The sequence below is a fragment of the Streptosporangium oxazolinicum genome (assembly GCF_039537505.1).
In the GTDB taxonomy this organism is placed as follows: Bacteria; Actinomycetota; Actinomycetes; order Streptosporangiales; family Streptosporangiaceae; genus Streptosporangium; species Streptosporangium oxazolinicum.
In genome coordinates this window covers 81,152-99,899 of sequence record NZ_BAABAQ010000005.1, presented here as the reverse complement: position 1 = coordinate 99,899, position 18,748 = coordinate 81,152, and the positions used below count along the sequence as shown (strand labels likewise).

Here is an 18,748-nt window from a genome sequence, read left to right as displayed (position 1 = left end):
GGATACCAACACTGGGGTCAATAGGGGGATCGGCGGGGGAGTTCGAGGAGGGGAGGAGGGTCAGGTGACGGGCTCCTGCCAGGCGGCGTCCCAGGTGGCACGGTCGACGGCGCCGGTGACGGGCAGGTCCTTCTCCTTCTGGAACTTCCTGCAGACCTCGCTGGAGCCGGGGCCGTACAGACCGTCGACGTCGATCGCCCAGCCCCGGTCGCGCATCCGCCGCTGCCAGGTGCGGACGTCCTCCCCCTTCATCACCGGCGGCTGCTTGAGCGTGCGGCCGGGGAAGGAGGGGTGCGGCTCCGGCGGCTCGGCGGGACCTCCGCCGGGGCGGGGGGCGCCCCGCTTGACCCACGCGTACAGGGGTTCGCCGGGGCAGCTGGTCGAGTAGCCGTCGCGGTGGCCCTTGATCTCCCTGCCCGCGCCGCCCTTGTCCCTGAGGTACTCAATGGCGTCGAGGATGCCGTGCAGGACGTTGTCGGTCGGCTTGGTGAACCCCGAGGAGCCGACCAGGCCGAGCACCGCGTAGTGGTCGCTGTTGAGCCCGGCGCCGTTGGCGGCCGGGACGTTGTGCACGCCGCGGCCCTCGAAGACCTTCCGATGCGGACATACCAACATGGAGTAGCCCACATCAATCCAGCCGTTGCCGTCCATATGGTGGTTCTGGATGGACTTCACCAGCGCGACACACTTCGCGTGGTCGTTCACGATGTCCGGGCTGACCTGGCCACCCGTGTAATGGACCTTCACTCCCTTGGTGGAGTTGAGCTTGCTGTAGGAACCGCGCGGCTGGCGGGCGCCCCACTCACGGCGAGTAACGAGATCGATGGCCACGGAACGTCTCCACTGTCTGAGCGATATTGCCCTATCGGAGGGTAATGGTTGGCACGGCACCATATGAGGCTGTTAAACCAACTGATCCCTTGTCACACGGTGACACGGAAGCACTCCGGATAGTCGTCGGGCGGCGAAGCCACCCCTCTAACCACGGCAGGACGCCGTAAACCGTCCGCCGGTTCCCGGTGTTTCCCCGTTTCTCCGCTTCTCCGCTTCTCCGTGAGGGGCGGCGAGCCGCCGTATTGTCGCGGCGGCGTTCTCCCCGGCCGGAGCCTCAGCCCCGTCCGCGCCCCCTGGCATACCACGCGTTTCCCCACGACACCCCCCATCACGGATGGGACGGATAGCCTTGCCTCCATGGTCGCGACCCCCCTCACTCCTGACGACCCGGTCCGGCTCGGCGCGTTCCAGCTGGCCGGAAGACTCGGCGAGGGCGGCCAGGGCGTCGTCTACCTCGCGCACGCGCCCAGCGGCGAGCGGGTCGCGGTGAAAGTGCTGTTCCGCGGCGACACCGCGTCGCGGGCGCGGCTCGCCCGCGAACTGTCCGCCCTGGAGAACGTCGCCCCCTTCTGCACGGCGCGCGTGCTGACCGCCTCCGTGGACGGTTTCCTCCCGTACGTGGTCAGCGAGTTCGTCGACGGCCCCTCCCTGGAGGAGCGGATCCGCGAGCGGGGCCCGCTGCGCGGCGGCGAGCTGGAGCGCCTGGTGGTCGGTACGGCGACCGCGCTGGCGGCCATCCACGCCGCCGGGGTGGTGCACCGCGATTTCAAACCCGCCAACGTGCTGCTCGGCCCCGACGGCCCCCGGGTGGTCGACTTCGGCATCGCCAGGGCGGAGGGCGCGGCCACCACCGCCTCCGGGCTGATCGGCACCCCCGCCTACCTGTCCCCCGAGCAGATCAACGGGGCACCCGCCTCGCCCGCCTCCGACGTGTTCGGCTGGGCGGCCACCATGCTCTGCGCGGCGAGCGGCAGACCTCCCTTCGGCGCCGACACCGTGCCGGCCGTGCTGAACCGGATCGTCAACCACCATCCGGACCTGTCGGTCCTGCCCCCCGCCTTCGCGGGGCTGATCGCCTCCTGCCTGGACAAGGATCCCGCCCGCCGCCCGACGGCCCGCGCGCTGATGGTCGGCCTCGTCGACCCGGGCGCGGCCAACCCCTCCACCGAGGACCTGGCCAGGATCGGCAGCCGGATCGCCGCCCCTCCGGGACAGTCGGCTCCGGGACGGTCCGCGCTCACGACCGAGGAGTCCCGTCGTGGCCCTCGGGGGATCGTCACCGGCGCGGTCCTCGTCACGGTGTCACTGCTGATCGCCGCGGGGATCGCCGCCTGGCTCGTCCTGGGCTCCCCCGAGACCGTCGTCGGGGACACCGACCGGGCGACGTCCTCGCCCACGTCACCTTCGTCCCCGCCGCCCTCGACACCCTCGCCGTCCCCGTCCATGAGCGACGTCCCGCCCACCCCGGAGCCCTCCGGCACGGAGAGGTCGGCCCCACCGGGGAGCGGGGACGAGGTCCCCGCCTCCTTCGCCGGAGCGTGGGCCGGTGACGGCGTCACCTCCACCAACCCGTTCTCCCCCGGAGAGAAACGGATCGAGGTCACGCTCAGGGAGGGCGACGACGGAGCCGAGTGGGCGGAGCCGGTCAACGGCTGCAGGGGGCGGATCACCCTGACCAAGGTCACCGCCGACGAGCTGACCTTCACCCTCGGCTCCGGCACCGGCTGCGTGCCCGGCACCGTGTGGCTCAAGCGCAAGGGTGACGCCCTGACCTACACCTGGAAGGACGTCCCCGGCCCCGAACTGGTCACGGAGACCGGCGACCTGACCAGGAACCGATGACACCCCGGCCGGTCATGATGCCCGCGACGACGATCACCGCCCCCACGGGCTGGTTCCACGTCAGCGTCTCGCCCAGGACGAGCACCCCGAGGACGACACCCACCAGCGGGGTCAGGTAGGTCACCGACGAGGCGGCCGTCGCCCCCCAGCGGGCGATGACCGAGGTGTTCCACACGTAGGCGAGACCCGTGCCCAGGACGCCCAGGGCGACCACGCTCGCCACGACGGGGAGGTCCAGGCGTACGGGACCGGTGGCCAGCAGCGGGCTCAGCACGAGCATGATCAGGGTGGCCACGCTGACCTGGGCGGCGGCGATGGTGGGGGCGTCGTGGCCGTACGCGAGGACGAAGCGCCGCGTGTAGGCGAAGGAGAGGCCGTAGCAGAACGTCGCTCCCAGGCAGGCGGCCTGCGCCCACCAGGGACCGGTCTCCGCGTCCAGGTTCCACGGGGCCAGCACGACGACGACACCGGCGGCGCCCAGCAGCAGGCCGAGCACCCCGGTCGCGCCGAGGCGCTCCTGCCGAAGCGCGGCCAGGGTCACGAGCATCGTCATCAGGGGCGTCGTGGCGTTGTAGATGCTGGAGAGCCCCGAGGGGATGTACTGCCCGGCCCAGGCGAACAGCAGGAACGGCACCACGCACAGCAACAGGGCGACCACCCCCATGTGCGCCCAGAACACCGGCCGCCTCGGCCACCTCCGGCGGGTGACCAGCATGATCGCGTTGAGGGCGAGCGCCCCCAGCGCGAGGCGCCCCAGCACCGTCTGGGCGGGTGAGAGGCCGCTGAGGGCCACCTTGATGAACAGGAAACTGGCCCCCCACGTCAGGGCGAGGGCCAGGTACGGGACGAGCACGGACCGTCCCGTGGAGGGCGGCGTGGTGTCCGTCGTCGGCACAGGTGGGGGCTTTGAGACGGTTCCTTCACGGGTCACGGGAGCAGTCTCGTCACCACCCGGATCATGTGTCCAATGAGTTGTCTCCGAGGTGTGATGAGATGTCCTCATGAGTGCGACGGTCGCGCAACTCCGCGTCTTCACCGCCGTGATCGCGAACGGCGGCTTCGGCGTGGCCGCCGAGGAGCTGGGCATGTCCCAGTCGGCGGTCTCCCACGCGCTCGCCGCCCTGGAGCGCGTCCTCGGCGCCCCGCTGGTGCTGCGGCACGGGAGCGCTCGCCCCACCGCGCTGGGCGCGGCGATCCTGCCGCACGCCCAGGCCGCGCTCGCCTCGGTCACCGCCATCGACGAGGTCGTCTCCTCGCACCTGGGACAGTACGCGGGGACCGTCCGCGTCGCCGCCCCGCCCACGGTCTGCTGCGGGCTGCTGCCCCAGCTCATGCGGACGTGGCGCGCGGAGCTCCCCGGCGTCGAGGTGCAGGTCTTCGAGGGCGACGACGACGAGCTGTCCCCCTGGCTGGAGACCGGCGTCGTCGACGCCGCGATCCTCGTCGACCCGGTGCCGCCGCCCGCGCACGTGGTGGTGGGCCGCGACGCCTTCCACGCGGTGGTCCGCGCCGACCATCCCCTGGCCGGGCAGGCACACATCACGATGGCCGAGCTGGTGGAGGATCCGCTGCTGGTCTCCAAGGGTGGCTGCGAGCCCCAGACCCGCACCCTGTGCTCCATGGCGGGCGTCCCCTACACACCCGCCCAGCACGTACGCGAGCTCGGCACGCTCATCGGCATGATCGCCGCGGGCATCGGCGTCTCGGCGGTTCCCGACCTCGGCCGCGGTCTCCTGCCTCCGGGGCTCGTGATGATCCCGCTGAAACCCTCCCTGGAACGTGCCCTGGTCCTCACCGGCCCGCTGACCCGTCCGCCGAGCCCGCTGGTCGACGCCCTGCTCCGCGTCGCCCCCGAGGTGCCCGTCCCGCTCCCTCTCCCCTGAGCCCCCGTGAACCCCCGTGAGCCACAGTGAGCCACAGTGAGTCCCCGTTGCTCCCGATCCCCACGGGCCGCGCGCTCCCTCTCTCCCGAACCCTGCCGGGCGGGGCGGGTGTGCCGGGCGGGGCGGGTTAAAACCCTTCGACCGGCGGGCGTCCCGCGAGGATCATTGGCGCCATGTCCGTACTCAGGGAGGTCGACTTCCAGCCGGAGCCGCGCCCGGTGGAGCTGCCGATGAATGTCTGGCTCGACGACGGTGACGCGGCGGTGGACGTGATCGACGCGCTCGCGCTGTCGCCGTTCGCCACCGGGGCCCAGCCCTGGTCGTGCACCGCGAGCCTGGAGCGGGTCCGTCCCGACGCCGCCCTCGCCCCCGCTTCGGGGACGCTCGTCCGGGCGGCCTCGGAGAAGGACGGCCGCGACTCGCGGCTGCTGCGCGGGGAGGGCTGGACGCTGCGCGTGGTCCGCTACCGCAACCGCGCCGCCACGGTCAGCGTGACCGCGGTCGACGAGGCGCTGGCCCGCTCGGTGATCGAGGAGGTCACCAGGGACGCCGAGGAGCCCGCCCCCGAGAGCGACCACGTCAAGATGGGCTTCTGGTGGCAGGGCCCCCGGGGCAGCCACCGCTCGGAGAAGCCGATCACCGCCTCCCCCTGGGCGGAGCTCTCCGGAAACTACGCCAGGTCGGTCGGCGAGCCGCTGTCGCGGCTGATGTCCGTCACCCCCTCCGAGGCGCACGGCCGGCTGATCCTGCTGCACGGCCCGCCGGGCACCGGCAAGACGACGCTGCTGCGTACGCTCGCCCACGAGTGGCGGTCGTGGTGCCAGGTCGACTGCGTGCTGGACCCGGAGCAGCTGTTCCACTCCCCCGGCTACCTCATGGAGGTCGCGGTCGGCTTCGACGACGATGACGGCGACGAGGCCGGTGACCGGTGGCGGCTCCTGGTGCTGGAGGACTGCGACGAGCTGATCAGGTCCGGCGCCAAGGAGGCCACCGGGCAGGGCCTGTCGCGCCTCCTCAACCTGACCGACGGGCTCCTCGGCCAGGGGCGTGACGTCCTGGTGGCCATCACCACCAACGAGGACCTCGCCCACCTGCACCCCGCCGTCATCCGTCCCGGGCGCTGCCTCGCGCAGGTCGAGGTCGGTGCCTTCCCCTACGACGAGGCCGCCCGCTGGCTCGGCACCACCGAGGGGCTCTCCCCCTCCGGCGCGACCCTCGCCGAGCTCTTCGCCCTCCGCGACGGCGTCCTCAACCGCACGTCGGCCGCCCCGGAGACCACCGGCCTCTACCTCTGACCTGCCGCGGGCAGGGCGGCGACCGCGGGCGCATGGGCGGGAGGCCACCGGGTAACAGCAGCGCATGCTTGATCTCCTACCGGAGGAGACCCTCCGGCAGCTCGTCAACCTCCTGGTCCGCCTCGTCGAGGCGGCCGGAGCCGCCGTCATCTTCGTCGGCGCCGCGATCGCGTTCGTGCGGTTCGTGCTGGTGGCCGCACGGCGGCACGACGACGGGTTCATCGCGGTACGGCTGTTCCTGGGACGGTTCCTCGCGCTCGGTCTGGAGTTCCAGCTGGCCAGTGACGTGCTGCGGACGGCCATCGCGCCGAGTTTCACGCAGATCGGGCAGCTCGCGGCGATCGCGGCCATCCGCACCGCCCTGAACTTCTTCCTCAACAGGGAGATCGAGCGGGAGGGGCGCACGGTGAACGACGCTCGCGGGCGCGGCTCGCTGGACGCCCCGGGCGGGCACGGCTCATCGGACGACCCCGGCGGGCGCGTCCCGCCCGGTAGCGGGAATGGCTGAGCTCGTCCGGACGCTCGTCCCCCTGATCGTCGTCATGGGGCTGGTCGCCGCGCTCGCCGTCCTGCTCTCCGGCGGCGGTGCCGTCGGCGCCCTGGCGGTGCTGCTCGACTTCCTCCTCGCGGCCGGGCTCCTCCGCCTCTCCCAGGCCCAGACCTGGGCGGCGATCGCCACGGCGGCGCTCACGGTGCTGGTCCGCAAGCTCGCCGTCGCCGGGTTCTCCGCGCACACGGCGAGACGGCGACCCCCCGGCCGCCGCCCCGGCGCCCCCACCCCGAGCGGCTGGGATCAGGACCGCACGGGATAGTCGCGCGGGTGTCCGGGCCCCGCGCGCCCGATCCGGTCAATGCCCCTATCCGATCTCCCACCGGCTCTCGAACAATTCGCGGAACGCCGGTTGATTGATCCGGACGGGTGATGGAACGGGCCAATGACCGCCAAGGAGCAAACGACACCCCCGTCCACCGTCCCCCACAATGCGAGACGTCCGGAATCATACGGTCCGCAAGGCGAGTCTTGCCTTACCTGAGAGTATCGAGACCGCACCCCAATGTGACCGTCCGCGCGCCGGCGGGTCCCTTCGAAGGCACCGGATGCCGGTACGTGGACGGGCGGCGCACATTCCGGGCACGGGGAAGTCATTTGTCCTCCGGAATCCCGGAACGCGTTCGGTTACGGACATCCGGCGTGCGTGAATTGTCCGTCGAGCGCCCCGGGACGGCACGCGCGGAACCCCTCCTCCCCACCCCGCCCCGAACCCGGCCCGGCCGCCCGTTCCCCGCGTGCGATCTCGTCCCTGCGGGTATTGTGAACAGTAAAAAGAGGACGAAGAGCCCAGTTCGCGGCCGGGAGGGACAGTGGCGTGAAGCCGACGCGCCCGGCACGGCGCCACCGGGAAAACGAACGGCAGTGGACCGACGGACCGGAGTGGTCCCAAGTGGCGGAAGTCGATTCTTTTCGGGACGGCCGACACGGAAACCACCCGGAGGTCATGAAACTTCAAAGCGCCCCGCCGTCCCTTCAGGAAAACCCGCCGGGGGTAACCGACAGATCTCGGCATACAGGGCGCCAAGGGGCCCCGGCGCCGCCGTCGTTTTTAATCCCCCGCGAACGGGAAGCATTTCCCAATGACGTGGAGACGCCGGAGTTCGGTCTTGAGTAATTAACCTGAGAGGGTGGATCTCCGGCGGACACAGGTTTCCCGAGCGCGACGGTGAAAGAAGGGACTAGAGTTTTGCGCGCGGGGAAGAGACGCGGGAACCATCGTCGGCCGGGTTCACAGCCGCACGCTCCGGCGCCGAGATTAAGGAGTCACACAATGGCACGTCAGCAAGTCGTCACGTTCACCGATGACATCACCGGCAAGAAGGCGGACGAGACCGTCTCGTTCGGCCTCGACGGCACCGCCTACGAGATCGACCTGAGCTCGAGGAACGCCACGAAACTTCGCGAGGCCCTCAAACCGTTCCAGTCCGCCGCCCGCAAGGCGAGCACCTCCCTGGGCCGCAAGGGCAGAGCGAAGGGTTCCGGCGGCAACCGTGAGCGGAGCGCCGAGATCCGGGCGTGGGCGAAGTCCCACGGGATCGAGGTGAGCGAGCGCGGGCGCATCGGGGGAAAGGTCGCCGAGGCGTTCGCCGCGGGCGACCCCAGCGTTGCCAAGGGCTCGACCAAAAAGACCCCGCAGGGCGCGCTCAGCGAGTGAGACAAGCTCCCGGGCCCTTGGAGGGGTAGCGGCGTCGTAGCCGGCCGGGAGTGCTCCGGACGAACACCCGAGGTGCTATTTCCAACCCGGAGGGGTATGCACCTTTGATCCAGATTTGGGTTCTTGGCTCCGGGGAGCGTTCGTCGATGAGTGAGGTCGCGCAGATCTGTTCGGATCTGATCAGGTTCGATACCACCAACCCCGGCCCCGGCGAGCGCCCGGCGGCCGAGCACGTCGCCACCCTGCTGTCCGACGCCGGGATCGAGCCGGTGGTGTTCGAGTCGGCCAGCCGCAGGACCAGCGTGGTCGCCAGGATCCCGGGCGGCTCACCCGAGGCCCTGCTGATCCACGGCCACCTCGACGTGGTTCCCGCCCAGCCCTCCGACTGGCGGATCCACCCGTTCTCCGGCGAGGTCTCCGGCGGATGCGTCTGGGGCCGGGGCGCGGTCGACATGAAGGGCACCCTCGCGATGACGCTCGCGCTGGTCCGCGACTGGGCCCGGCGCGGGGTGCGGCCGGACCGGGACGTCGTGCTGGCCTTCCTCGCCGACGAGGAGGCCACCGGCGAGTACGGCGCGCGATACGCGGTGCGCCACCACCGCGAGCTGTTCGACGGCTGCACCGACGCGATCAGCGAGTCCGGCGGCTACAGCGTCGAGGCCCGGGGCGCGCGGATCTACCCGGTCGCGGTGGGCGAGCGCGGCACCGCCTGGATGCGGCTCACCGCGACCGGCGTCGCGGGCCACGGCTCCCGCCCGCCGGTGGACAACGCGGTGGCCGAGCTCTGCCACGCCATGTCCAGGATCGCCTCCCACCGCTGGCCGGTGCGGCTGACCCCCGGGGTGGCGGCGCTGATCGAGGACCTGTCGGCCATCCTCGGCGAGCGCATCGACCTCGACCGGCTGGAGGAGGAGGCGCGGCGGCTCGGCCGGATCGGCGACCTGTTCAAGGCGCAGATCCGCAACTCGGCGAACCCGACGATGCTCCAGGCGGGCTACAAGGTCAACGTGGTCCCCGGCACCGCCGAGGGCCACGTGGACGGGCGGTTCCTGCCGGGACACCGGGAGGAGTTCCTGGAGACGATCGACCGCCTGCTCGGCCCCCGGGTGACCCGGGAGTTCGTCAACATCGAGGACGCCCCCTCCGCCCCGATGGACGCGCCGTTCTTCGACCGGCTCCGTACCGCCCTGATGGCCGAGGACCCAGCGGCCCGACCGGTGCCGTACGTGATGTCGGGCGGCACGGACGCGAAGTCCTTCGCGGGGCTCGGCATCAGGGGCTACGGCTTCGCCCCGCTGATGCTCACCCCGGACCTCGACTACTTCGGCATGTTCCACGGCGTGGACGAGCGCGTCCCCGTCGAGGGCCTGGAGTTCGGTGTCCGCGTCCTGAACCGCCTCCTCACCTCCTCCGGTACCGCGTCCTGAGCCCGTCCCCCGACCTCACAGCCTCCCGACCTCCGGATCGCCCGAGACCCGAGGCGCCCCAACTCCTACGAAAACAGGGCACCCTCCATCACAATCAGGCCCTGCCGGGGACTTCCGGATACATGCCGGACACGGCCCGCCTGAAACTGGGGCATCATGACTCACGTGCCGATTCTCATGAACCCCTCGGTGACCGGCAGGTCTCGTGACGAGACGCGAACGCCGGTGACACCCCCCTCAGGGACCACCGGCGAGGCCATCGTTCCATCCCACCCGGGCGATCCGCGGCACTCCCGCGCCCTCTCCGGGAACGGCGCGGAGCGGGAGCACCGGGGTGGGTGAGCACGGCACCGGACGGCACGCCAGACCTGGGAGCGGCGTCCCCGCGCCGGGCCCCCGGCCGGACGTTCCCGGGTCCCCGGCGAACACGGCCACCGGGCTCCGTACAGCCGGTGGCAAGGCCGATGCAAGCGGTCCGGCCGACGATGGCGGCGTGACGCGCGACGGGAGCGACCAGGCGTCGGGCCGGACGGCGACCGAGGGGCGCGGGGCCGGTCTGATGGACCGCCTGCGCAAGGATCTGAGAAACCCGCTGTTCCTTCAGGGCTACGCGCTGATGATCAATACGGGGATCACCGCCGTGCTGGGTCTCGGCTACTGGTTCCTCGCCACGCACCTCTACACCGCCGCCGCGTTCGGTGAGGGCCAGGCCCAGATCAGCGCGATGCGGCTGTTCTCCTCCCTGACCGGGCTCGCCTTCGCGGGCGCCATGGCCAGGTTCATCCCGGTGGCCGGGCGCCGCACCGCCGAGTTCGTCCTGCGCGGCTACGCGGTCGCCGGGGCCGCCGGCCTGGTGGCGGCGCTGGGGTTCCTGCTGACGCTGCCGCTGTGGGGATCGGTCTACGCCGACCTCGGCGGGCTCGGCCCGGGGCTGTTCTTCCTCGCCTCGGTCCTCGTGTGGACGATCTTCACCCTCCAGGACGTGACGCTGGCCGGGCTGCGCAACGCCGTCTGGGTGCCGGTCAACAGCATGGCGTTCGGCCTGGTCAAGATGGGCCTGCTCGTCGCGCTGGCGTACGCGCTGCCGCAGGGCGGCGTCTTCGGCGGGATCTTCGTCTCGTGGATCCTGCCGACGGCGATAGCGCTGATCCCGATCAGCTGGCTCATCTTCGGCGTCATCATCCCCAAGCACGTCAAGAACACCGAGGTGAGCGCCGCGAACCCGCCGCGCCTGCGCGAGGTGGGCCGCTTCCTCGCCGGAGACTTCCCCGGCGCGTTCTCCATCCTGCTGATCCTCTACCTCGTCCCGGTCATCGTCGCGGGCTGGCTCGACGACGCGCCGACGTTCGGCTACTTCTCGATAGCCCACACGCTGGGTTCCATGGTCGGGCTGCTCGCGGCCAACATGGCGGTCTCGCTCACCGTCGAGGGGTCCTTCAACGCCGCCCAGCTGGCCCAGAGCGTGCGCAACGCGCTGCGGCGCACCTTCCTGATCGTCGGGCCGGTCGTCGCGGTGGTCGTGATCGGCGCGCCGCTGATCCTGAGCGTGTTCGGCCCGGGGTTCGCCGAGGCGGGCTCGCCGCTGCTGCGCCTGATGGCGATCGCCGTGCTCCCCCAGACGGTGATCGAGATCTGCCTGAGCATGCTGCGCGCCCAGAGCGAGGCGCGCAAGCTCGCCCTCGTCCAGATCGGGATGGCCGTCCTGGTCCTCACCTCGATAGTGGTGCTCTTCCCCCACTTCGGGATCGCCGCGGTGGGCTACGCCATGCTCGGCAGCCAGCTCCTGGTGGCGCTGCTGATCTTCCCGAATATGCGCAGGGTGATCAACCATGGCAAATCATCGCAGGCGACCGTCGGCTAGAACGACACGCGCTCCCGGGTTTGCGGCCATCGTGTCGTCCGTGATAGACGGTCTCCAGTGACTCCTGAGCACATTGTGGCGAAGCGGACACATCGCCTCTGCCTTCCGCTGCCCTCCAACCGCCTGGGCCTGTATCTGGCCCTGCGGCACTGGTGCAGTCCCGGCCAGCGACTGCTGATGTCACCGCTGTCGGCGGACGAGATCCTCTTCCTCGTGCTCGCGGCCGGGCTGCGCCCGGTCATCGCCCCGCTCTCCCTCGACGACGGCAACATCGACGCCGACGCCGTCGATCTCGACACGGTCGACGCGGTGCTGACCACCAACCTGTACGGCCTGCCGGACCGGGTGGCCGCGTTCGGCGGCAAGATCCTGATCGAGGACGTCGCGCACGCGATCGAGACGAGCGTGCACGGCAGGCCGATCGGCACCTTCGGGGTGGCCGGCGTGTTCAGCCTGTCCAAGCACGCGGGAGCGGGCTCCGGCGGGGTGATCGCGGTCGAGCGCCTCTCGGACCTGCGCGCCCTGGAGCGCGACCGCGACCGGTTGCTGCAGCCGGGCGTCTTCAGGAAAGAGATCCACAGCGTGCTGACCTCCGCGGGCCGGCACGCCGCGCTGCGCCTGAACATGGTCCGCCCTGCGCTGCGGGCCATGCGCGCGCTCGGCATGGAGGAGGAGCGCGAGGGATACCGCATCGCCCCGCGCCCGGCGGACCTGCTCAGGGCGATGGAGTACGCACCGCAGCAGTTGCCCGCCTTCGACTCCTGGGTCCAGGCCGACCTGCACGACTACCGGGCCAGGCGGGGCCACCTCTCCCGCTGGTACCAGTCGAGGCGCCTGCACGCGCTGCCCCGGCAGCGGTCGCGGCGGATCGCCGGTGTCTCGGCGCTGGCCGCGCTGCCCACCGTGGCGCCGGCCGTCCGCCGCCACCTGGACCAGCCGCTGTTCCGGGTCCCGCTGCTGGTCTACGGCCGTGACGGGGCCATCGCCGAGCTGGAGCGGCACGGGGTGGCCACCGGATACCTCTACGACCCGCCGTACGACGGCTACCTGCCCGAGTTCACCGACCCCTCGCCGGAGCCCGAGGTGGCGCGCTGGTGGGCCCGGCACGTGCTGCCGGTCGACCCGCTGTACGCCCACCGCGCCCTGCCGGTCATCGAACGGCTCATCCCCGCGGTTCCCCCGATGCCGCCCAGGGTGCCCCCGGGGCCCGCGTCCTTCGGCGTCGCGTAGCGCGCCCGTCGCGGAGCGAACCTGTCGCATAACCAAGCGAATAGGACAATACCCCGATACATTTGGCGTATCGGGTGGCGATTCGGGGGATCGGGGGATCAGTCGCCACCTGGTTCTGAGAGGGTTTTCACGTGCCGTGACGCATAACACCTCGTGCCCGCCGACTGGATCTCCCCCGCTCCGACGACGTCCAGCTTGGGGGCCAGGCTTCGAGAAAGGACCACCGTCTCGTGAACGGTAGGTTTGCGCACACCGCCGGTCGCCCCGGCGCGGGGGGTCGCGCATGAGAGTCAGCGTCATCCGGCCCGCGGAGCTGGGTCCGGCCGAGATCGCGGCGTGGCGGGGAATGCAACGCTCCAGCCCGCACCTGGACAACCCCTTCCTCAGCCCGGACTTCACGATCGCGATGGGCGAGGTCCGCGCGGATGCGCGGGTGGCGGTGATCACCGAGTCGGACGGGCCCGTGGGGTTCTTCCCCTTCGAGCTGCACGGCGGCGGGGTGAGTGCCGCCCTGGGCGGGTGGGTCTCGCTCTCCCAGGGGGTCGTCCACCGGCCCGGCGCCGAGTTCGACTCCGACGCGCTGCTCAAGGCGTGCGGTCTGAGCGTGTGGGAGTTCGGCTGCATGGTCGACCGTCAGCCGTGGTTCCAGCCGTTCGAGACGCTCAGGCAGGAGGCCGTGGTCCTCGACTTCGCTGGCGGCTACCACGCCTTCCTCGACGAGCTGCGCGTACGCTCCCCGAAGTTCCTCAAGTCCACCCTGTACAAGGAGCGGAAGCTGGGCCGCGACGTGGGCGAGGTCACCTCCGAGTTCGCGGTGGGCGACCCGGAGCGGTTCCGGCTGCTGCGCGAGTGGAAGTCCGCCCAGTACCGGCGGATGGGCCGCCCCGACCGCTTCGGCAAGGCGTGGGTCGTGGAGCTGGCCGAGCGCCTGCACGCCGTCGACACCGACGACTTCGCCGGGCCGCTGTCGATGCTGTACGCGGGCGGCAGGCCCGTCGCGGGCCACTTCGGGCTGCGCACCGGCACGACGATGATCGGCTGGTTTCCCGCCTACGATCCCGAGTACGCCAAGTACTCCCCCGGCCTGATCCAGCACCTGCACATGGTCGAGGCCGCCGCGAAGCTCGGGATCACCTCGCTGGACCTGGGCATCAGCAACGGCTCGGAGTACAAGGACGCGCTGTGCAGCAGGACCGTTCCAGTCACCGAGGGCATCGTGCGCCGCCGGTCGGCGGGCGCGGCGGCGCACTGGCTGCGCACCGAGCCGGTCCGCCGGGCGCGGCGGTTCATCCTCGACAGCCCGGTCCTGTACGGCGCCGCCGACCGGGCCATGAAGCGGTACGGCCGGCTGCGCACCCGGGGGAAGAGCCGATGAGCCGGCCGAAGGAGGACCCGATGGGCGGGCGCCCCGCCACTCCCGGCCGCGCTGACGGCCATGCTGACGGCCGCGTGAACGGCCGCGCTGATGGCCGTGCTGACGGCCGCCGCGCGCTTGAGGCGGCCATGCGCGACCGGATCGGCCAGGAGTGCCTCCACGTGCCGTCCGCCCGGTTCGGCCTGCTCCTGGCACTGCGCCACTGGTTCGAGCGCGGCGACAGGGTGCTGATCTCCCCGACGAACTGCGAGACGGTGCTGTTCGTCGTGCTGGCCGCCGGGCTGGAGCCGGTGATGGCCCCGGTCTCCTGGCGCGACGGCAACATCGACGTCCCGGCTGTCGACTGGACCGGCCTCGCCGGTGTCGTCACCACGCACCTGTACGGCCAGCCCGACCGGGTGGCCGAGCTGCGGGCCGAGTGCGACCGGCGCGGCGTGATCCTCCTCGACGACGCGGCGCACGCCATGCAGACGACCGTGGACGGCCGCCCCGCGGGCACGTTCGGCACGGCCGGGGTGTTCAGCCTCGCCAAGCACGGGCGGGCGATGTCCGGCGGGTTCCTCACCGCGGAGGACCCGGCCGCGCTGCCCGAGCTGGCGCGGGCCAGGGACGAGCTGCTGCTCCCCGGAGGGGCGCGCGCCCAGCTGCTCGGCACGCTGCGGCCCGTGCTGCGCGAGACGATCTACCGCACCGGGCTGGTCAGGCCGATGTGGCACGCCCTCAAGGCGCTGGGTCTCGTGCGCTGGACCGGTCACCGCTGCCCGCCCCGCGAGGAGGAGCTGCGCGCGATCGTCGCCGCCGATCCGATCGATCCGCGCGCCATGGACCACTGGCTGCGGATCGACCTCGACGACTGGCGGATGCGCCAGGGGCCGCTGCTGCGCGGCTACCACCGCTCCCGGTTCCGGGTGATCGACCGCGAGCGGGAGCGCCGGGTGGCCGGGGTCGAGCTGCTGCGCACCCTGCCCTGGGCGGCCGAGGGGGTCCGCGACGCGGAGCCGCAGCCGCTGCTGCGGGTGCCGTTGCTGGTGGAGGACCGTGACGAGGTCGTCGCCCGGCTGGAGAGCCGGGGCGTGGTGCCCGGTTTCATCTACGATCCGCCGCTGGACGACTACCTGGAGCTGGTCCCCGCGGGGCCGACCCCGGAGATCGCCCGCTGGTGGACCGGCCACGTCCTGCCCGTCGACCCGCTCCGCGCCGCCCGCATGGCCGGGCTGCTGGCCGAGCTGGACGTCCGCCCGGCCACCCGCCCGGCCACGGCGTCGCGGCCCGGCTGAGCGGCCGGGCTGAGCGGCCGGGCTGAGCGGCCCGGCTGAGCGACTGGGCCCCCGCGCGCCGTCCGAGCGGGGCCGGGCGGGGCCGGGTCTCTGCGGGGAGCACCCTGGGCGGACGACGCCCGGCTCGCGCCTCCCCGTGCCCGGACATGCCGGAACAGGTGGCAGAGTGGCTGCGTGCGCGTGAGCATTCTGGGGCCGCTACGGGTCGTGGCCGACGGCGAGGCCGTCGAGATCGGGGGGACGCGGCTTCGCGTGCTGCTGGTCAGGCTGGCCCTCGGTGCCGGGCGGGTCGTCACGGTCGAGGAGCTGTCGGACGCGCTCTGGCCCGACGACAGGCCCGGGGATCCGGTGAACGCGGTCCAGTCACTGGTCTCCCGGCTACGCCGGATCCTGCCCGACGCGTCGGCGCTGCGCTCCGACCACGGGGGGTACCTGCTCGACGTGCCGCCGGACGCCGTCGACGCCCACCGGTTCGAGCGGCTGGCGCGCGAGGGGCGGCGGGCGCTGGGGGACGGGGATCCGGTGGCCGCCGCGAACCGGCTGCGCGAGGCGCTCGGGCTCTGGCGGGGCCCGGCCCTGGGCGAGGTCGCCACGGCCCCGTTCGCCGTGGCGTACGCGGCGGGCCTTGAGGAGGCCCGGCTCGCCGCGACCGAGGACCGGGTGGAGGCGGAGCTGGGCTGCGGCCGTCACTTCCCGCTGGTGACCGAGCTCCAGGAGCTCACCGCCCGCCACCCGCTGCGGGAGCGGCTGCACGGCCTGCGGGTCAGGGCGCTCTACGCCGCCGGGCGCCAGGCGGAGGCGCTGGCCGCGTACGAGGAGTTCCGCCGCCGGCTCGCCGACGAGCTGGGCGCCGACCCGGGGCCGGAGCTGCGGGAGATCCACCTCGCCGTGCTCCGTGCCGACCCGGCCCTGCGCGCCGCCCGCGACGAGCCATCGGCCGGTACGGGGGCGCGCGGCAACCTGAGGGCCGCGTTGACCACCTTCGTCGGCCGGGCCGAGGAGATCGAGCGGATCGGCGCGCGGCTGGACGAGGGGCGGCTGGTCACGCTGGTCGGCCCCGGGGGCGTGGGCAAGACGCGGATCGCGACCACCGTCGCCGCCGGGATCTCCGGCCGGATGCCCGGCGGGGCGTGGCTGGTGGAGCTCGCGTCCGTCACCGACCCCGCCGACGTGGCGCAGGCCGTGCTCGGGGCGCTCGGTTTCCCCGCCCCGGCCCCGGCCGACGTACGGGCCCGGCCGGCCGACACGATGGCCCGCCTGACGGAGCTGCTGTCGTCCGCCGAGACGCTGGTGGTGCTCGACAACTGCGAGCACCTGGTCGAGGGCGCCGCGCGCCTGGCCGACGACCTCCTGGGGCGCTGCCCGGGGCTGCGGATCCTCGCCACGAGCAGGGAGCCGCTCGGGATCCCCGGGGAGGCCCTGTGCCCGGTGCCCCCGCTCGGCCTGCCCGAGCCCGGCGCCACGGCCGAGGAGGCCCTGGCGGGCTCCGCGGTGCGGCTCTTCGCCGACCGGGTGGCCGCCGTGCGCCCGGGGTTCGCCGTCACCGACGGCAACGTGGACCTGGTGACGGAGATCTGCCGGAGGCTGGACGGGCTGCCGCTCGCGATCGAGCTGGCCGCCGCCCGGCTGCGCTCCCTCACCGTCGAGCAGCTCGCCGCGCGGCTGGACGACCGCTTCCGCCTGCTCACCGGGGGGAGCAGGGTGGCGTTGCCCCGGCACAGGACGCTGCGCGCGGTGGTCGCCTGGAGCTGGGACCTGCTCGACGACGACGAGCGCCGCTTCGCGGAGCGGCTCGCGGTGTTCCCCGCGGGTGTCACGCCCGAGGCCGCCGAACGGGTGTGCGCTCCCCCGGAGCCGTCCGTCGAGCAAGGATCCGCGGTTTCGGAATCCGCCCCCGCTCCGGCACCCGGTGTCGAGCGGACGGCCGCGTACCGCGAGCCGGTCCTGGACCGGCTCGCGGCCCTGCTGGACAAGTCCCTGCTGCAGTTCGCCGAGGGCCCCCGCTACCGCATGCTGGAGACGATCAGGGAGTACGCGCTGGAACGCCTGGCCGAGGCCGGGGAGGTCACCCGGCTCAGGAGGGCGCACGCCGCCTACTTCCTCGAACTCGCCGAGACGGCGGAACCACACCTTCGGGGCCCCGACCAGCTGTTCTGGATCGGCAGGCTCGTGGCGGAACGGGACAACCTCCTCGCCGCGCTGTACTTCGCCGCCGGTTCGGGTGACGCCGACACCGCGATGCGGCTCGCCGCCGCCCTGAGCGTCTTCTGGACGATCCTCGGCAACGGCGCGCAATCCGTCGGGTGGCTGCGCCTCGCGCTCGACGTCCCCGGCGAGTCACCGGAGGTGGCGCGGGGGATCGTGTCGGCCGTGTACCTGCTCAACCGGGCCACCTCCGGCGGCTACGCCAAGCTGGAGGGCGGCATCGAGCAGCTGGAGGAGATCTCCCGCGCGACCGCCGGTCACGCCGAGCACCCGGTGCTCGCGCTCCTCGAACCCGCCCTGGCTCTGTTCACCGACGACACCGAGGCGGGCCTGGCCGCGATCGAGCGGCGCCTGTCGCACCCCGACCCGTGGACGCGGGCGATGCTACTGTCGATCCGCGCCTCCATCCGGGAGAACGACGGCGACATGACCGGGATGCACGAGGATCTCGCCGTCGCCGTCGCCGCGTTCCGGGAGATCGGCGACCGGTGGGGGCTGGCCACCGCGCTGAGCCCGCTGGCCGAGGCGAACATGGCGTTCGGGGATTTCGACGGTGCCGTGGCGGCGCTGGAGGAGTCGATCCGGCTCCTGCGCGAGCTGAACGCCAACGACGACGCCGGCCACCAGCGGGTCTGGCTCGCCACCGCGCGCATGAGGCAGGGCGACACGGAGCGGGCGCGGGCCGAGCTGTGGAAGATGACCGAGCCGGGATCCTACGACTGGTCCATGCGCAATGTCGCGTTCGCCCGGCTCAGCCTGGGAGACATGGCGCGTCACGATGGTGACCTGGGAGAGGCCGCGCTGCAGTACGACGCGGCCGGGACCGCGCTTGAGGGGATGCCGTTCGTCCCGCCGCAGTTCCGCGCCCTCTTCCTCACCGCGATGGCGTACCTGGCGATCGAGCTGGACGATCCCGCGACCGCCGGGCGGCGGATACGGCAGGCGTTCGCCGAGGCGCTCGACGCGAAGGACATGCCGGTCGTGGCCAGGGTCGGTGTCGCCTCCGCCACCCTGCGGGCCCGTCTCGGCGACGCGGCCGGGGCCGCGGAGTCCCTCGGCGCCACCGACGTCCTGCGGGGGGCGCCGGACCACCACCCCGACACCGCCCGGCTCGCCCGGCGGCTACGCGGGGAGCTGGGCGACGTCGGGTACGAGGCCCGCCACGGCCACGGCCGAGGGCTGGACCGCGACGCCGCCCTCGACCGCGTGCAAATCCGGTAGAACGGCGGGCGCGGACCCGTCGGGCACGGACCGTCGAGTGCGGACCGGCGAGTGCGGCGGCGGGCCCCCGGCCGCCGGGCCGGGACCGCGA

Annotated in this window: 14 protein-coding genes; 12 read left to right on the top strand and 2 right to left on the bottom strand. The window is 72.5% G+C overall.

The window, feature by feature from the left end; translation table 11 throughout:
- Positions 1-60: 60 nt before the first annotated feature.
- Positions 61-831 (bottom strand): peptidoglycan recognition protein family protein, encoded by a 771-nt coding sequence (locus ABD817_RS15915; protein WP_344918683.1) that lies wholly within the window; start codon positions 829-831, stop codon positions 61-63.
- Between the two features lie 360 nt (positions 832-1,191).
- Here ABD817_RS15915 and ABD817_RS15910 point away from each other — a divergent pair, with 360 nt between their 5' ends.
- The gene (locus ABD817_RS15910; protein WP_344918682.1) at positions 1,192-2,676 is read left to right on the top strand and encodes a serine/threonine-protein kinase; all 1,485 of its coding nucleotides are present in this window, start codon (positions 1,192-1,194) and stop codon (positions 2,674-2,676) included.
- Here ABD817_RS15910 and ABD817_RS15905 read toward each other — a convergent pair.
- Positions 2,642-3,571: a DMT family transporter gene (locus ABD817_RS15905; protein WP_344918681.1), complete on the bottom strand. Its 930-nt coding sequence runs from the start codon at positions 3,569-3,571 to the stop codon at positions 2,642-2,644. The two genes, ABD817_RS15910 and ABD817_RS15905, sit on opposite strands and share 35 nt — an antisense overlap.
- Positions 3,572-3,677: 106 nt before the next feature.
- Between ABD817_RS15905 and ABD817_RS15900 the strand changes: the two genes are divergently transcribed.
- From ABD817_RS15900 to ABD817_RS15850, 11 genes are all read left to right on the top strand, one after another.
- A complete protein-coding gene (locus ABD817_RS15900; RefSeq protein ID WP_344918680.1) occupies positions 3,678-4,559 on the top strand; it encodes a LysR family transcriptional regulator in 882 nt (293 codons plus the stop codon).
- Between the two features lie 173 nt (positions 4,560-4,732).
- Positions 4,733-5,854, top strand: coding sequence for a DUF5925 domain-containing protein (locus ABD817_RS15895; RefSeq protein ID WP_344918679.1), 1,122 nt, complete (start codon positions 4,733-4,735; stop codon positions 5,852-5,854).
- Positions 5,855-5,918: 64 nt separating this feature from the next.
- Complete coding sequence (locus ABD817_RS15890; RefSeq protein ID WP_344918678.1) at positions 5,919-6,362, top strand: DUF1622 domain-containing protein; 444 nt, start codon at positions 5,919-5,921, stop codon at positions 6,360-6,362.
- Positions 6,355-6,666 carry a hypothetical protein gene (locus ABD817_RS15885; protein ID WP_344918677.1) on the top strand — a complete coding sequence of 104 codons (312 nt, stop codon included), beginning with the start codon at positions 6,355-6,357 and terminating at the stop codon, positions 6,664-6,666. The genes ABD817_RS15890 and ABD817_RS15885 overlap by 8 nt, the downstream gene beginning before the upstream one ends.
- A 1,011-nt stretch (positions 6,667-7,677) precedes the next feature.
- A complete protein-coding gene (locus ABD817_RS15880) occupies positions 7,678-8,061 on the top strand; it encodes a histone-like nucleoid-structuring protein Lsr2 (RefSeq protein ID WP_344918676.1) in 384 nt (127 codons plus the stop codon).
- Positions 8,062-8,207: 146 nt separating this feature from the next.
- Positions 8,208-9,488, top strand: a complete 1,281-nt coding sequence (locus tag ABD817_RS15875) for a M20/M25/M40 family metallo-hydrolase (RefSeq protein WP_344918675.1) — start codon at positions 8,208-8,210, stop codon at positions 9,486-9,488.
- Positions 9,489-9,981: 493 nt separating this feature from the next.
- Positions 9,982-11,349 carry a lipopolysaccharide biosynthesis protein gene (locus tag ABD817_RS15870; RefSeq protein ID WP_344918674.1) on the top strand — a complete coding sequence of 456 codons (1,368 nt, stop codon included), beginning with the start codon at positions 9,982-9,984 and terminating at the stop codon, positions 11,347-11,349.
- Positions 11,350-11,424: 75 nt separating this feature from the next.
- Positions 11,425-12,579 carry a DegT/DnrJ/EryC1/StrS family aminotransferase gene (locus ABD817_RS15865; RefSeq protein ID WP_344918673.1) on the top strand — a complete coding sequence of 385 codons (1,155 nt, stop codon included), beginning with the start codon at positions 11,425-11,427 and terminating at the stop codon, positions 12,577-12,579.
- A gap of 283 nt (positions 12,580-12,862) precedes the next feature.
- Positions 12,863-13,954: a GNAT family N-acetyltransferase gene (locus tag ABD817_RS15860; protein ID WP_344918672.1), complete on the top strand. Its 1,092-nt coding sequence runs from the start codon at positions 12,863-12,865 to the stop codon at positions 13,952-13,954.
- Complete coding sequence (locus ABD817_RS15855; protein WP_344918671.1) at positions 13,951-15,231, top strand: DegT/DnrJ/EryC1/StrS family aminotransferase; 1,281 nt, start codon at positions 13,951-13,953, stop codon at positions 15,229-15,231. Before ABD817_RS15860 ends, ABD817_RS15855 begins: the two co-directional genes overlap by 4 nt.
- Positions 15,232-15,405: 174 nt before the next feature.
- A complete protein-coding gene (locus ABD817_RS15850) occupies positions 15,406-18,657 on the top strand; it encodes an AfsR/SARP family transcriptional regulator (protein WP_344918670.1) in 3,252 nt (1,083 codons plus the stop codon).
- Positions 18,658-18,748 lie beyond the last annotated feature (91 nt).

What these genes read in the sequence shown, in the direction of transcription:
- ABD817_RS15890 (WP_344918678.1), top strand. Translation starts at nt 5,919, where the DNA reads ATGCTTGATCTCCTACCGGAGGAGACCCTCCGGCAGCTCGTCAACCTC.
- ABD817_RS15880 (WP_344918676.1), top strand. Translation starts at nt 7,678, where the DNA reads ATGGCACGTCAGCAAGTCGTCACGTTCACCGATGACATCACCGGCAAG.
- ABD817_RS15910 (WP_344918682.1), top strand. Translation starts at nt 1,192, where the DNA reads ATGGTCGCGACCCCCCTCACTCCTGACGACCCGGTCCGGCTCGGCGCG.
- ABD817_RS15875 (WP_344918675.1), top strand. Translation starts at nt 8,208, where the DNA reads ATGAGTGAGGTCGCGCAGATCTGTTCGGATCTGATCAGGTTCGATACC.
- ABD817_RS15900 (WP_344918680.1), top strand. Translation starts at nt 3,678, where the DNA reads ATGAGTGCGACGGTCGCGCAACTCCGCGTCTTCACCGCCGTGATCGCG.
- ABD817_RS15885 (WP_344918677.1), top strand. Translation starts at nt 6,355, where the DNA reads ATGGCTGAGCTCGTCCGGACGCTCGTCCCCCTGATCGTCGTCATGGGG.
- ABD817_RS15895 (WP_344918679.1), top strand. Translation starts at nt 4,733, where the DNA reads ATGTCCGTACTCAGGGAGGTCGACTTCCAGCCGGAGCCGCGCCCGGTG.
- ABD817_RS15860 (WP_344918672.1), top strand. Translation starts at nt 12,863, where the DNA reads ATGAGAGTCAGCGTCATCCGGCCCGCGGAGCTGGGTCCGGCCGAGATC.
- ABD817_RS15855 (WP_344918671.1), top strand. Translation starts at nt 13,951, where the DNA reads ATGAGCCGGCCGAAGGAGGACCCGATGGGCGGGCGCCCCGCCACTCCC.